Below are 13,620 nucleotides of genomic sequence, written 5' to 3'. Positions count from 1 at the left end.
GCGCTCACCCGACTCCTGAGGCCTCCTCGCCGCACGCCGGACACCGCTGAAGCGCCCGGGCCGCCGCCGTGAAAGTGGCTGCCTCCTCATCGGCAGGCACCTCATCGGCAGCCCTCATCGTCGGGCCGCTCGGCAGGCGACCCGCGAAGATCAAGACCGGCGAGCTCTCCATACAGAACCATCTTCAGGCGCAGCTGCTCGGCAGGCTGTCTGGCTGTGCCTGGGGGCGTTTCACCACTCAGTGCGAATGCGCGGGCTTCGCCTCGGGCGGCTTCGCGTAGCCCGGGAAACGGTGGGCTGCGTAGCGCGCATGGCAACCGACGCAACTTTCCGTCAGCTTGTAGAAGTAAAACGGCACGAGAGGCGCCCGGTGTTCGCGAGCGGCCTCCGCAAGGCCGCCGGCGAGCTCGTGGAACTCGCCATCGCGCTCCAGAAACGCCTCGGGAAGCATTCGTTCGAGCTCCTCCCGTTGGGCGTCGGTGAGCCTCTGCGCCAGCACGTAGCCGGCGCGCATGCGTTCGGCGAGGCGCGCAGTCGCATCCGCGTCCCCGGAGGCGATGGCCGGTACGAGCTCGAGCATCGCGCCCTGGAGCGCCACCATCTCTTCACGGAACAGCCCGCGCAGCTCCGGCGACAGCTGCTGGATCGGCCCCGCGGGCGCTGTCGCCGGCGCGGCGGGGAGAGCGGCGGGAGGAGCCGCCGCCGGGTGTTCATGCGACTGGGCGCTGGCGGCGACGGTACCGGCGACCAGCAGCGCAAGGAACAGATACCCGGAGCCGTTGAGAGCCCGGAAAGCCCTGGGAGCTTCGATCTTTTTGCCCATCGTTGAAATCTCCTCGTGGACCAGCATGGGATCAGGACTTTCGCACCATCAGCCGACGCCGGGCGAGCAGAGCGACCACAGCGATCGCGGTCCAGACCAGCGTCCGCAAGCTCATGGCCACCACCGTGCGCAATTCGTAGGCCCCGCCGGCGAGCACGTGCACGCCGAAGGCGGCGAACACGAGGGCCGTCGCCGCGGCGACCACGACCGCCAGCCAGGCGGCCCAGCGCCGCTCGAGCCACAGCCCCACTCCAGCGATGACATAGGCGAAGCCGGCGAGAAAATTGAACCAGAGTACGAACGGCACGTAGTGGCCCGCGGCCGATCGTGCGGCGTCGTTGCCAAACAGCACGGTACCGCCCGCCCGGATGGTCAGCAGGCCAAGGCCGATCGCGACGAGCGAGATCGCCCAGATCCACGGACTGCGTCGTGTTCCTTCTGCCGTCATGTCGTCTCCTCCTCGAGCGGTTCCCAATTCAATCCGCAGCCTTTGGCGCCGGCGCCTCCGCAGATCCACCGGCGTCGCGGCCCTCGCCGGCGGTCTCCAGGGTGCGACCGTCGCGGATCTGGTAGATGCGCTCGAAGGTCGGGATGATCTTCTCGTCGTGGGTGACGACGATGATCGCGGTCTGGTACTGGCGGGCCATACGCTCGAGGATCTGGATGACGGCGAGCGCCCGCTCGCTATCGAGCGGTGCCGTAGGCTCATCGGCGAGAATCACCGGCGGGCGGTTGACCAGGGCGCGGGCGATCGAGACCCGCTGCTGCTCGCCACCGGAGAGCTCTGCCGGCATCGCCCGTGCCCGGTGGCCGACATCGAGCGCCGTCAGGACCTCGAGCGCGCGCGCGCGCGATTCGGCGTTCGACCGTCCGGCGAGCATCGGCAGGAGCGCCACGTTGTCGGTCGCGTCGAGGAACGGAATCAGGTAGGGCGCCTGAAAGACGAAACCGATCTTGTCGCGCCGCAGCGCGCGCAGGTCGCGGATCTTCCAGCCGTTGTCGTAGATCACCTGGTCGCCGAGGGTCATGCGGCCGGAGGTGGGCTCGATCACCGCGCCGAGGCACTTGAGCAGGGTGCTCTTGCCCGAGCCGGAGGGCCCGATGAGACCGACGACCTCGCCCGGGGCCACCTGCAGGTCGACCCCCCTGAGCGCGTCCACGGCAGTCTCTCCCTCGCCGTAGCGCTTGTGCAGAGCTTCGATACGGATGCCCATGCCCTGCGGGTCAGCCACCGATCGCCTCCGCCGGATCGACCGCGAGCGCCGCGCGGATCGCCAGCCCGCTCGCCAGCACGCAGATCACCATCACCGCGACGAAGCCGCGCGCGGCATCGCCCGGCACCAGCAGGACGTATTTCGGAAAGAACGGCGCCCACAGCGTGGCGGCGATCTTGCCCACGACGAAGCCGATCGCTCCCAGCGCCAGCGCCTGCTGCAGGATCATGCCGGCGATGGTGCGGTTGCGGGTGCCGATGAGCTTGAGCACCGCGATCTCGCGGATCTTGCCCAGCGTCAGGGTATAGATGATGAAGGCGACGATGGCCGCGCTGACGATGGCGAGGATGACCAGGAACATGCCGATCTGCCGGGCCGACGTGGCGATCAGCTTGCCGACCAGGATCGCTTCCATCTGGACGCGGGTATAGACCTGCAGGCGCTTCCAGCGCCGGATCGTCGCCGCGACCTCGTCGGGGCTGGCGCTCGGGCGCAGCTGGACCAGTACGGCGTTGACCGACGAGTTGGTGGTCTGCGAGGTGATCACCGCGTCCAGCAGGTCGGGTACGCCGGGGCGATTGAAGGCCGGATTGGCGGCGGTCCGCCGGCGCTGTTGAACGATGGCGTCGTTGTCCTTGAGGAACTGGGCTTCCTGTGCGTCCTGGAGCGGGATGAAGACCATCGGGTCGCCGCTCGACGAGACCATGCGCCGGGTCAGCCCGACGACGCGGTAGTCGTTGCGGCGGATCCGGATGCGATCGCCGAGCTTCAGGCCCGCGGCGGCATCGGCGACGGCTTCGTAGTGACTGCGCGTGATCTGGCGCCCGGCGATCAGGTAGCCCGGTTGGCCGGGCTCGCCGGGACCTCCGGGCACGATGCCGACGACCATGGCGCGCACGTCGCGGTCGCCCCGGCGCACCTGCATCGTGAGGTAGGTGACGTTGGCGGCCCGGGCGACTCCCGGCATGCCGAGGATGCCGCGGTAGAGATCGTCCGGCAGGCTGGAGGCTTCGGCGTAGGGGCCGAGGGTGTCCTGCTGCACAACCCAGAGGTCGGCGCGGCTGTTGTCGAGCAGCACCTTGGCGTCGTCCACCATGCCGCGATAGACGCCGGCCATGGTCAGCGTCACGCCGATGAGCAGTCCGAGGCCCAGGCCGGTGAAGACGAACCGGCCCCAGGCGTGCAGGATGTCGCGCCCCGCGAGCGAGATCACGGCGCCACGCCGGGCAGTCGTTCGACGACCTTGACGCGGCTGCGGACGCCGAGCGCGCGCTGGCTGTAGACCACGACTTCGGCGCCGATTTCGAGCCCCTCGAGGATCTGCACCTGTCCCTCGAGGTCGGACTCGCCGATCCGGACCGGAGCGAAGCGGAGGTCGCCCTGCTCGATCACCCAGACTCCGGTGCGGTCGCCGAGGCGCTGCACACTGGCGTTGGGCACCACCGGGGCCGCCGGCAGCGGGGGCAGCGCCACGGTGACCTCGGCGAGCTCGCCGATCGCAGGCAGGGGATCGGGAAGGGTATCGAAGACGACCTTGGCCAGGCTCTCCTCGGTCACCGCATCGGCCAGCGGTTCGAGGCGCAGCACTGTCCCGGGCAACTCCTGCGAGCTCCGCGAGCGCAAGACGATGCGCACCGGCAGACCGGCACCCAAGCCGGAGGACAGGAGCTGTTCGAAGCGCGTCTGGATCCAGAGGCTGTCGGGAGCGATCAGTTCGACAACCGCCTGCCCGGCGACGGCAGTGGTCCCGGGATCGACGTTGCGCGCCACGACCAGACCCTCGACCGGGGAGACGAGCGAGAGATGGGCGCGTTGGCGAACCAGCCCCTCGCGCTCGGCGCGGGCGCCCGCCAGCTCCTGCCGGGCCGCTTCGAGATTCGCGCTGGCGCCGGCGCCGCCGGCGGCGGACATCTGGCTCTCCTGGCGGCGCGCTTCCACCGCTTCCTGACTGACCACCTCTTCGGCTGCCAGCTGCTCGTAGCGCCGCTCCTCGGCCTGGGCGAAGGTTCGGCGCGCCGCGGCGTCGAGGATCGTCGCGTCCGCGGCCTGCACCTCGGCCTGCGCGCGCCGGATCGCCGCCTCCTGCGCCGCGAGGCGCTGGTCGACGTCGACGGAATCCATCTCGCCGATTGACTGACCGGCCTCGACCCGATCGCCCACCTGGACATCGACGCGCAGCACACGACCGGCCACGGTCGGGCCGATCCGGTGGGTGTAGCGGGCTTCGACCGTGCCGATGCCGAACAGAGCCGGAGCGATCGATCGGCTTTCTACCCTGACCACCGTCACCGGCACCGGCGCCAGCGGACCGGAGCGCAGGGCGACCCAGACGAAGAGCGCGGCGAGCGGCACCAGCACCGCGATCAGAGCGAGAGAGCGACCGCTGATCCCGAAGCGGCTCATCGCGCGCCCGCAATTCCGCGGCGATAGATCGCGAAGGCGTTCGGAGCACCGGAGCGCATGAGTTCGGGGTCTCCGGCCAGCAGCGACTGCATCACCAGGCCCTGGACGGTGCCGATGAAGTGGGCGACCGCAGCGTCGGTGCCGACCTCCGCGGTGAGCTCGCCCGCAGCCTTGCCGGCCTCGACCAGCCCGGCCAGTCGCTCGCCGTACTGCGCGAGCAGTTGCCGGACCTTGCGCTTGGCCGCGGTGTCCTCGGCCCGCTGCAGCTCACCGAACAGCATCCGCGGCACGCCGGGATAGAGAGCAACGAACTCGACGTGGGCCAGAAACACCGCCTCGAGGGCAGCGAGCGGCGAGGCGACGCCCCGGGTCGCCCGATCGATGCGTGCCAGCAGACGCTCGGCGACCCACTCCATGACCGCCTCCCACACCGCCTCTTTGCTCGCGAAGTGCCGAAACAGCGCACCCTGCGTCAGGTTCATCTGCCCGGCGATCGCCGCTGTCGTGATGTCGCCGGGATTGTGCTCGGCGGCGAGCGCGATCACCGCCTCGACGGTGGCGGCTCGGCGCTGATCGGCTGGGAGGTTCCTGGGTCGGCTCTTCATCTGTCGCCTCATGAGTAAGTAATTACTTACTATCTTTCATGAGAATTGGCTCCATGTCAAGGTCTCCGTCCAGGTCATCCAGCGCCGGCTTCGGAGCGAAGACGTCCGCACGCGCGAAAACTCCGATCTCGCGGCCTCAGCGTGACTGCGCGCCCGACTGGATCGTCGAAAGCGAGCCAGCGGCCGAGCTCGGGGACCATCCGGTGCGCGAGCCAGAGGCCGGTCGCGACCTGCACGACCAACGCCGGGATACCGACGCGCTCGTAGGCCGACTCGAACTCGAGCAGTTTGTCCGGCGAGCGCTCGCGCAGCACGCGCGGAAGGATTGCAATCGCCAGGACCAGATGGCCGCCGGTCCACACCGTCGCAGCCAGAATGTGAAGGAAGAGGATCGCTCCGTACATCGTCGTTGCCTCCATAGCGTCCGGCGCAGCTCAACGTCCCATCGGCGCAGGCACCGACAGTCGTTTTACCTATTGCCATGAAGTTAACCTTGACAATTGGGAAAGTCAACCGCAGAATCACCGCCGTGAAGGACTTCGACGCGTGCCGGGACTCGCGATGACCGAGGGGACAATCGCCTCCCCGGGGATCGGCGCGAGCCAGCGCGCGCTGCTCGAGGCGCTCAAGCGGCGTGGCGAATCGACGCTCGCCGAGCTCGAAGGAACGCTCCAGCTCGCCTCGGAGACCCTACGCAGTCCTCTTCAAGCGCTGACGGGACCTTTCCCACCCGCCTGGCGCGCATCTGCCTACAGCGCATTCGATCGCAGACCCTGGAGGCCTCGATGACTTCCGAACTCGTCAACCTCGCCGAGCTCCGCACGAACCCCGCCCTGCTCAAGCTCGATCTCTACTGCAAGGGCCTGCGCATGGACGACTCCTGCTTCATCGAGGAGGACGGCGGCCGGCAGATCCTGCGCACGCGAGCCGGGCTCGGAAGCGGCCTCGAGCTCATCCTGCCGGGCGGGTTGTGGACCAATGTGCCGGTCTCCGAAAGCTTCGCGCAGCGTTCTTCCTACACGCTCCATCGTGAGAGCGGTCGCTACCGGCTTCGGCACGGCGGTGCATCGGTCGCCGACGTCACGCTCTCGCCACGGCCCGGTTGGTACGATGCCGCGCTCGCGAACGGCAAGCCGATGACCCGCATCGGAACACTCCAGGGTACCTACCTCGGCATCTACCAGGCGAAAGTCTGCGAGTACTGGACCCAGAAGCCGACCAAGGTGAACTGCAAGTTCTGTTCGGTCGGCCTCAACCTGGGAGTCGATGACGCCGACGAGAAGTCGGTCGACGAGGTGATGGCGGTGATCCGCGCCGCGCGACGGGAGAGCGGCATCACCTACGTCGACTTCAACACCGGCCACTACGACGGCGACACCTACCTCGACATCCTCGAACCGTACATCCTGCGCATCAAAAAGGAGCTCGGCCTGTTGGTCGGCGTCCAGACGCCGCCACACCGGGACCTCAAGCGTTACGACCGCCTCCGCGAGATCGGCGTCAACCGCGTCTCATTCTGCTTCGAGATCTTCGATCGCAAACTGTTCGAGGAGATCTGCCCGGGCAAGCATGCCGAGTACGGTCTCGACTACTACCTCGAGGCGACGCGCTATTGCGCGACGCTCGCCCGCCGCGGCCCGAAGGGCGAGCCATGGGTCACCAACGGCGAGATCATCGCCGGGCTCGAGCCGCCGGAGTCTTCCATCGCGGCGATCGACTGGATCACCTCGGTGGGAGCGATCCCGACCGTCTGCGTCTTCCGGCCGCTCGTGGGCACTGACCTCGAGGATGCCGATCCACCGAAGACCGAGGAGCTCGTGCCCGTCTTTCGGCGTCTCTACGAGGCGACGATGGAGGCGGGTCTGCCGATCGGCTGCGCACCGAACATCCATGTCTCGCTCGTCATGCTGCCCGAGGAGTGCCGATCCCTCTCGCCGAAACGCTATCGCTGGCAGAGCGCGAAGCTCGCCGTCATGAAGAGTGTTTTCGGCCGCAGCTTCGATCGCCGCCTGCGCAGGATGCACGAGACGAACGCCGCCTGAGCGAGGAAGACGCTCGCTAGGGTGTCCATCCCGGCCTCGACGGGATAGCATCGACCTGGCGAGAGGAGGTCGGTTCGACACCGTGATCCGCGACGCGACGAGGGGTGATACTGCCGGACCCATTGCCTGGGGCATCGGCGCGACCGCAGCGCTCGGCGCGTTGATCGTCGCCGGCTCGCGCAACCTGGCGCACTTCGATGCCGCGCTGGTCGCCTATACCTTCTCGGTACTGTTTGCGACCCGCTCGCTAGTGCTTGTGCAAGAGGGGGCGGGAGTACCCCGACTGCGCGGCCTGTGTCGTCGTGAAATAGCCATCCTGCCCTTGCGCCACGGCGAAGAGGCTGTCCCAGTTGGGCGATCGCTTGGCCTGGGGTGTTCGCGCCACGCACAAAGGTTAACTCTGGGTTAACTTTTGCGCAAGCCGGAAGGGCTTCCCGACCGCTGATTCAGCCATCATCCGCGCGCAACAGCACGCGGCGCCGAGCAGGCGCTGGGCTCCCGCCCGTCACCGTTTCATCGGTCGCTCGCGGGGGTCTGACGTTTCGGTGTCAGGCAGGTTGCCCTAAACCTGCCGCGCGGTCACGGACGCTGGTCCGGTACGCCAAGAAGGCGCCTCTTCAAACCTGCTAGACCTCGTCCCGCTGCTCGAGTTCCGGCGCAACCTGCAGGCGCTCGAGCTTGCCCTGAGGGCGGCGTAGGCGAGTCTAGGGGCCGCCCAAAGCTCGAGCCCAAACCGCTCGCCCGCGGTACCGCCCTGGCTCGCTCCGCACCCACCTGTTCGAGGAAACGGAGCTCTGCGTGCGGGGCGCGTTGCGTTGAGCGCACCGCTGACCTATTTCGCTGCGCAGGGAGTTCGACGGACCAACGTAACGAAAATCGTTCGTTCGGTCGGTCGCCCGCACCACAACGCCGGATACCACCTCGATCGATGTAGGGCGCGATCCACCTCGACCAAAACCTCGCGCGAGATCGCCTCACGATTCAAACGGCGTTCCATACCAGAAATCCGAGCTTCTCTCACTCTCCCGGTCGGGTCCACGGTAACCTTGAAGTAGCGGTGTTCCGAGACACACCCATCGCCGGAAGGGGCTCCGATTCGGACTTCTGGCGGCAATTCCAGCTGTAGCGGGATGGCCCGGAATGCGCGATGGTGGCTTGGGAGGCACACACTCCGTTCGGGCCAGTTGTTGCTCTCGACTTCCTCAGCGATCCGTTCGATCTCGTTCGAGGTTAGGAGTGTTGCGCCGATTAGAAGTTCGCGCTGCGCCTTCATGAGCTCGGACGTCGGAACGTCGCCGTTTTTCTCCCGGTCACGCCGTCGCGCTTCTAGGTTCGAGTGCATAGCCCAGATCGCGACCTTTCGTTCCCGGCTCCGGCTTGCGTGCGACTCCCTTAGCGCTTTCGAACAACGAATACGTTTGACGTTGATTGGGTATGAGGGTCGCGGTTGGCTACTCACCACATCGCTCTCTCGAACCCCGGTCGCCAAGTACTCTGAGCCGGCTCTTCTCATCGTCACCGCAAGGCCACCGAAGCCAGTCGCCCAGGCAAAGTTCGCCACCTCGCCATCGGGAGTCTGCCAGGTGCCTTGTAGCGGGGACTCTGGGTCGAAAAACGAGGCGAAGACTCCTGGGGCTTCACCGGGTGATCGAGTCAGCGAAACGTCGAGCGTCAACGAACCGGAGGTCTTTAATGGTTCGGAAAGTTCGAGTCGATAACATCCCAGAAAGTGCGCCGATCTTTCAAGATCTTCCGCCGTGCTCCCTCTTCGGTCGTATTCGCGAGGAAGCGCTGAAACCTCTACCCGGATGCCCCAGGATGAGATCGAAGTCGCAGCCAGAGTTGCCGAAAGAGTCGCGGCCAGGGGCCATAGGAAGGGCATGGCTCAATGAAGCCTACACCTGCAAGCCGGCGACTCCGCCAAGGGTTGGAACTCAGGCCAGAACCCAGGCCACCACTTCCAGAAGCGTCAGAGATCAGCGATCTCCCTGCCTCGAGGAAGATAGCGAGTCCGCCGTCGTCTGATTTGCTGGCTGCCAAGCCTCACACTTCACCTGTTTAGGCCTCCTGCGAGCTCGAAGGAGGTACTTTTCCGCCGCTCTAAGGGTCCAAAATGACGCTGGCGGTCCCCTCGATCGGATCGGTGACACGATGGCAAACGTGATGAGAGCCTGCAGGCTGCGGGTAGGGGCGCTGGTACTAGCTGGCGCCTGGGCTTCGTCGGCGGTGGCCGCCGCGCCCACGCTGGAACCCGAGTTCGTGGTCAGCCCGACTGGCAGTTCGCCTGAGGTCGCGATCTCGGCGAACGGAGATTTCGCGGTGGGATGGGTCGTGCGCGCCGCCTATGCGCGTGTGTATTCGGCGCGGGGAGATTCGCGTGGTCCGGCCTTTCTGCTGAGCGAAGACGCGAACCAGTTTGCCGCCTGGTTGCAGATCGCCTCCAACGATCGGGGTCAGTTCGTCGCAGTCTGGGCGGCAAACGTCGCCGAAGGCCAGGGGAGCGCCAGGCTCAGAGTGCTCGCCCGTCGATTCGATCGCTTTGGAAATCTGCAAGGCCCGCCGTTCGTTGTCAGCTCGACGATCGAACTCCCTCCCGGTGCCCAGGAGCAGATGCCCGTCGTCGACATGGACGATCGCGGCGGTTTCGTTGTGGTCTGGTCGCCCGATCCCGCTTCCGTGGTGGCGCGGCGGTTCGACCGTAACGGCGCTCCTCTCGGGTCGAACTTCCAGGTCCATGCGGAGGGGGATGCCCGACTCGCACGAGTGGCGATGCAACGCGATGGCAGTTTCCTGGTCTGTTGGAGCACGAATCTGGGGGGCCAACTCGCCGCAGGCGCCCAGGCTCGAGCATTCCTCCGAAACGGCGAGCCGCTCTCGGGCGACATCGTTCTCAACTCTGCCGAAGGCCAGCAGGGCTGTACCGATGCGAGTCGCAGCGGTGGCGGCGGATACACTGTGATCTGGACCGGCAGAATGGGCGCCGAGCGCGGCATCTTCGCTCGCGAGGTCGATGGAAACGGCAATCTCGCCGGTGATCCCGTCCGAGTCGTTCCGTTCGAACCTGTCGAGGAGCTACCGCCGGTTTTCGCTTCGGGTGGCTCGACCGCGGCGGCGAGCTCCGGTCGCTTCCTGATTGTCTGGGAGGGACTCGATCCGATCCAGCTTGAGGACTCGAATTGGGCGATTCGAGCACGGCACTTCTCCCCGGATCTCTGGCCGCTTTCGCCACCTCTTCAGGTCAATGAGCCGGTCCCCTCTGGCCTGTCCCAGCCCGCCGCGGCGTGTGCTACGTCTGGAGCGTGCATCGTCGTTTGGCAGTGGGAGTGGGACCCAAACCAGGACGCCCTCCCGGAAATCCGCGCTCGAAAGTTGAAGCCGGGAAGACGGTAGCCGGCCAAACCTACTGTGATTCCGGCCTAGTAACCCGGGCCACAGCTCCAGTAGCCCCAGAGAGCGCCGCTCTCAAAGCTATCGAGGAAGATTTCCAGACCGCTTTGGTCCGGCTCTCGTGCCATAAAGCCGTCGGCCCAGACGATGTCGCGGTGGCGTTCGTCGGCGGGGAATATTCCCACGTCGTAGATGTCGCCTTCGGCGGTGGCGTCCGAGCCGAGACTTCGGATCGCGGCTACGTGGAACCCGAGCAGGTTTTCGTTCAGGCGGTACTCGATGGGGTTATCCCACGCGTCGAACTTCGGGACACAGCGCGTGTAGATCCACGGCGGCGTTGTTAGGTGGTCGGTCACCTCATCGACGGTGACCGGTGTGTAGTTCGCCATGTCGAGAGTCGATCCGGCATATTCGGACAGGTTCGACGGAACCATGGAGAGGCCCGACACGTTGTCGATGATCCAGGAGAAAAGGGCGTCCCCAACGTCCCGCACCCTCGCCACCGTCGTTCGCTGCCGCGAGACAGGGTCTAGACGCGGGAGGTCGAGAACCCACGCGTCGTTGTAGAAGACGAGATCATCCGCCGGTCCGGCGGTCGAGCGGACGTCGTAGGTGGTGCCCTCGTACACACCGTCCGAGCCGGCGCTGCGGATGGCGATGACGTCGGCGGATAGCGGGTCGGCGACGTTCAGGCGGTACTCGTAGGGGTTTCCCCACGGGTCGTCGAGGGGCACCGCCTCGATGTAGTCCGGAACGATAAGGAGGGCGAGAATATGGCCGCTGATTGGCGGAATGCGTGTCAGGTCGAGTGGTGGCGAGTCGGGGCAGATAGGCTCGAAGCTTCGATGCGTACCGGCGTGCGCCCCCGAGGTCAGGTCCGTGAGCCAGGCGAAAGTCGCGGCGCCGACCGCGTCGATCTGAGCGCGTGCCAGCGCCGTGGGGCACTCGACCGAAGCGCCCGCAGAAATTGACACCGCCGGCGCAGGCACGCCTAGACCGAGCGTCAGCGTGATGCCCGCCACGGACGCACGCAGGATCTCGCCACTCGAGGGCCCTGGCCGCATCGAGGTCATCGCGCCGACGAGTGTAGCTCGAGCCAGCCTCTATTGTTGTGAAAGCCTCCGATCTCTACCTGTCTAAGCCGGAGGGGCTCCGCCCAGCTGCAGATTTTGTCGCTTGCCCGGCCTCTGCTCGATGTGGGTCGGCGACGGCTTGAGCATCAGCCCCACCGCTGTGCTCTCGAGCCTCACCTCCGGGTAGTAGTCGATGACGCACTTCAGGTAGCCGAGGAACCGCTTCTTGAAGTGCCGCGGGTTCGTGTACCTGGATCCGAACTGGAGCGCCAGCGAGGCCCAGGGGATCGTGACCGGACGACGGAGCCGGAAGAAGCGCCAGGTCAGCCAGACATAGATGTCGATCTCGAACGGCGACCGGAGGGCGCGAAGGACGCGCAAGTCGAGCGGGACCGGCGCTTCGGTCGCCTCCCGATAGAACCGGTCCGAGAGGACGACGTGAGACCCCCACGCTGCTGCGCCCTTCCTCGGCCGCGGGTCCCACCAAAGCTCCCGCTTCTCGGCGATCAGAAAGCCGTCGCCCGCATGACGGCCCTGACTCTCGTCGTGGAAGATGCACTGGAAGGTCGAGGCGAAGAGACGCTGGAGCTGGTCGCGGAGCTGCGGCAAGGATCCACGCGGACCGGTGGTCGGCGGGATCCCGAGGGTGGCACAGAAGTGCGAGAAGTGGCTGCCGAGCTCGATGTCGGGGCTCTTGCGGCGCACCGCCTCGGTCGTGAGGTAGGCGAGGACCAGGCGCGGATACCGGCCGTACGGCAGCCCGACGTCCTTCGGGGCAAGAATGGACAGCGTGAAGTGTCCGTTCCGCCGGACGAACTCGTTGGCCTTGGGGTCGCTGTGCGGAAGGGTTGCCTGCACCAGCGCTCGGGCCAGGAACCCGACCTCGCCGGCGGCGTAGGCGTCCTCTTGGTCGAGGTAGAGCGCCTGCCGGATCAGGCTGCCGGCGCGCCTGGGCTTGCGGGATCTCGACTCAACAACTGTAGAATGAAACTGTGACGCCGGAGCGCCAGGGAGGACCAACGAGAGCTGCGGGGTCGCGGACTTCCAAGCGGTCTTTCCATGCATACTGCCCCTCCGCTCCGCTGCCGTGCAGCGGATACCAGAGAGGGACGCCGGCCCCGGCGAGGCGCCCTGCGGGGCTCCTCCGGAGACGGCGTACGGAACCCAGAGACAGGCCTTTCACCGGCATCGACGTCATGCCGCCTGCCTCATTGCCGCGACCTCCCGAAGCCAGAAAATCAGGGTGTTCGAACTTCCTGGGGTGTTCGAACTCAGAGTGATTTGGTCCACCATTTCTTATCCCATTCTGCTGCAAAGGCTTACGCTTCGAGGCTCTTGACCCGTTGGAGCCGCCTTCCGGAGCAACTCCCATTGCTTCAACGGGGTGAGAGTGTTCGCATCTCTTCTGGCCGCGCGACCTCGCCTTCCACTGCTTGACCCACTCCTTGCCTCTGCCTGGAATCTTACCAGTAAGATCGGAGGCGCCATGGAATCCCTCGCCACAACCAAGCTCTCATCCAAGGGACAAGTTGTCATCCCGGAGGAGATTCGTCTGCGTCTCGGACTCAAGGAAGGGACACAGTTCGTGGTCGTCGGCGATCGCGACGTCGTCATCCTCAAGACGATCGCGCCGCCGGCGATGGCGGAGTTCGACGAGCTCGTACGCGCGGCTCGCGGTGCTGCGCGCAAGGCGGGCATGAAGCCGGCGGACGTGAAGCGCGCCGTCGCGAAGGCCCGCGCCTCTCGGTGAGGATCGTTCTCGACACGAACGTCTTCGTCTCGGCCGTCTTCTTCGGCGGTCTCCCCGGACGGATCCTCGAGGCCTGGCGCGACGGTCGAGTTCAGCTGGTACTTTCGGCCGAAATCCTCGCGGAGTACCAGCGCGTCGGCCAGATTCTCAGCACCGACCATGCAGGCGTCCACCTGGAGCCTTTTCTGGGCCTTCTTGCGGTCGCTGCCGAGTTCGTCGTCGCGCCGGTGCTGCCCCGAACCCGCCTCCGTCGATCCTGACGACGACAAGTTCCTGGCTTGCGCTCTGTCGGCGGGAGTCTCTGTGCTCGTCTCGGGAGACCG

13 protein-coding genes are annotated in these 13,620 nt (G+C 66.4%); 4 read left to right on the top strand and 9 right to left on the bottom strand.

All coding sequences use genetic code 11. The annotated features are described in order from the left end of the window. Positions 1-238 precede the first annotated feature (238 nt). The 7 genes from KBI44_14870 to KBI44_14840 form a co-directional block, all read right to left on the bottom strand. On the bottom strand, positions 239-823 hold the full coding sequence (locus KBI44_14870; protein ID MBP9145764.1) for a hypothetical protein: 585 nt from the start codon (positions 821-823) through the stop codon (positions 239-241). A gap of 31 nt (positions 824-854) precedes the next feature. Continuing rightward, a complete protein-coding gene (locus KBI44_14865) occupies positions 855-1,271 on the bottom strand; it encodes a hypothetical protein (protein ID MBP9145763.1) in 417 nt (138 codons plus the stop codon). Between the two features lie 28 nt (positions 1,272-1,299). Continuing rightward, on the bottom strand, positions 1,300-2,037 hold the full coding sequence (locus KBI44_14860; protein MBP9145762.1) for an ABC transporter ATP-binding protein: 738 nt from the start codon (positions 2,035-2,037) through the stop codon (positions 1,300-1,302). 10 nt (positions 2,038-2,047) lie between these two features. Further along, positions 2,048-3,250: an ABC transporter permease gene (locus KBI44_14855; protein MBP9145761.1), complete on the bottom strand. Its 1,203-nt coding sequence runs from the start codon at positions 3,248-3,250 to the stop codon at positions 2,048-2,050. Further along, entirely contained in the window at positions 3,247-4,440 is a 1,194-nt protein-coding gene (locus tag KBI44_14850) for an efflux RND transporter periplasmic adaptor subunit (protein MBP9145760.1), read from the bottom strand. Before KBI44_14850 ends, KBI44_14855 begins: the two co-directional genes overlap by 4 nt. Further along, positions 4,437-5,045, bottom strand: coding sequence for a TetR/AcrR family transcriptional regulator (locus KBI44_14845; protein ID MBP9145759.1), 609 nt, complete (start codon positions 5,043-5,045; stop codon positions 4,437-4,439). Before KBI44_14845 ends, KBI44_14850 begins: the two co-directional genes overlap by 4 nt. A gap of 74 nt (positions 5,046-5,119) precedes the next feature. Beyond that, the gene (locus KBI44_14840) at positions 5,120-5,449 is read right to left on the bottom strand and encodes a hypothetical protein (GenBank protein ID MBP9145758.1); all 330 of its coding nucleotides are present in this window, start codon (positions 5,447-5,449) and stop codon (positions 5,120-5,122) included. Between the two features lie 381 nt (positions 5,450-5,830). Here KBI44_14840 and KBI44_14835 point away from each other — a divergent pair, with 381 nt between their 5' ends. Both KBI44_14835 and KBI44_14830 read left to right on the top strand, forming a co-directional pair. Next, complete coding sequence (locus KBI44_14835) at positions 5,831-7,087, top strand: hypothetical protein (GenBank protein MBP9145757.1); 1,257 nt, start codon at positions 5,831-5,833, stop codon at positions 7,085-7,087. Between the two features lie 2,163 nt (positions 7,088-9,250). After that, complete coding sequence (locus KBI44_14830) at positions 9,251-10,477, top strand: hypothetical protein (GenBank protein MBP9145756.1); 1,227 nt, start codon at positions 9,251-9,253, stop codon at positions 10,475-10,477. A 26-nt stretch (positions 10,478-10,503) separates the two neighbouring features. Here KBI44_14830 and KBI44_14825 read toward each other — a convergent pair whose 3' ends face one another. Then, positions 10,504-11,496 carry a hypothetical protein gene (locus tag KBI44_14825; GenBank protein ID MBP9145755.1) on the bottom strand — a complete coding sequence of 331 codons (993 nt, stop codon included), beginning with the start codon at positions 11,494-11,496 and terminating at the stop codon, positions 10,504-10,506. 114 nt (positions 11,497-11,610) lie between these two features. Beyond that, positions 11,611-12,612, bottom strand: a complete 1,002-nt coding sequence (locus tag KBI44_14820) for a pirin (GenBank protein ID MBP9145754.1) — start codon at positions 12,610-12,612, stop codon at positions 11,611-11,613. A 421-nt stretch (positions 12,613-13,033) separates the two neighbouring features. Between KBI44_14820 and KBI44_14815 the strand changes: the two genes are divergently transcribed. Next, positions 13,034-13,297 (top strand): AbrB/MazE/SpoVT family DNA-binding domain-containing protein, encoded by a 264-nt coding sequence (locus tag KBI44_14815; protein MBP9145753.1) that lies wholly within the window; start codon positions 13,034-13,036, stop codon positions 13,295-13,297. Further along, positions 13,294-13,557: a putative toxin-antitoxin system toxin component, PIN family gene (locus KBI44_14810; GenBank protein MBP9145752.1), complete on the top strand. Its 264-nt coding sequence runs from the start codon at positions 13,294-13,296 to the stop codon at positions 13,555-13,557. Before KBI44_14815 ends, KBI44_14810 begins: the two co-directional genes overlap by 4 nt. Positions 13,558-13,620 lie beyond the last annotated feature (63 nt).

This window comes from Thermoanaerobaculia bacterium, assembly GCA_018057705.1.
GTDB lineage: Bacteria > Acidobacteriota > Thermoanaerobaculia > Multivoradales > JAGPDF01 > JAGPDF01.
Note: the sequence above shows the minus strand (reverse complement) of the source record. Positions and strands in the feature narration are given on the sequence as shown.

Excerpts from the sequence above, each read along its gene's own strand:
- KBI44_14870 (MBP9145764.1), bottom strand. The coding sequence starts at position 823 with ATGGGCAAAAAGATCGAAGCTCCCAGGGCTTTCCGGGCTCTCAACGGC.
- KBI44_14865 (MBP9145763.1), bottom strand. The coding sequence starts at position 1,271 with ATGACGGCAGAAGGAACACGACGCAGTCCGTGGATCTGGGCGATCTCG.
- KBI44_14860 (MBP9145762.1), bottom strand. The coding sequence starts at position 2,037 with ATGGGCATCCGTATCGAAGCTCTGCACAAGCGCTACGGCGAGGGAGAG.
- KBI44_14850 (MBP9145760.1), bottom strand. The coding sequence starts at position 4,440 with ATGAGCCGCTTCGGGATCAGCGGTCGCTCTCTCGCTCTGATCGCGGTG.
- KBI44_14845 (MBP9145759.1), bottom strand. The coding sequence starts at position 5,045 with ATGAAGAGCCGACCCAGGAACCTCCCAGCCGATCAGCGCCGAGCCGCC.
- KBI44_14840 (MBP9145758.1), bottom strand. The coding sequence starts at position 5,449 with ATGTACGGAGCGATCCTCTTCCTTCACATTCTGGCTGCGACGGTGTGG.
- KBI44_14835 (MBP9145757.1), top strand. The coding sequence starts at position 5,831 with ATGACTTCCGAACTCGTCAACCTCGCCGAGCTCCGCACGAACCCCGCC.
- KBI44_14830 (MBP9145756.1), top strand. The coding sequence starts at position 9,251 with ATGAGAGCCTGCAGGCTGCGGGTAGGGGCGCTGGTACTAGCTGGCGCC.
- KBI44_14820 (MBP9145754.1), bottom strand. The coding sequence starts at position 12,612 with ATGCATGGAAAGACCGCTTGGAAGTCCGCGACCCCGCAGCTCTCGTTG.
- KBI44_14815 (MBP9145753.1), top strand. The coding sequence starts at position 13,034 with ATGGAATCCCTCGCCACAACCAAGCTCTCATCCAAGGGACAAGTTGTC.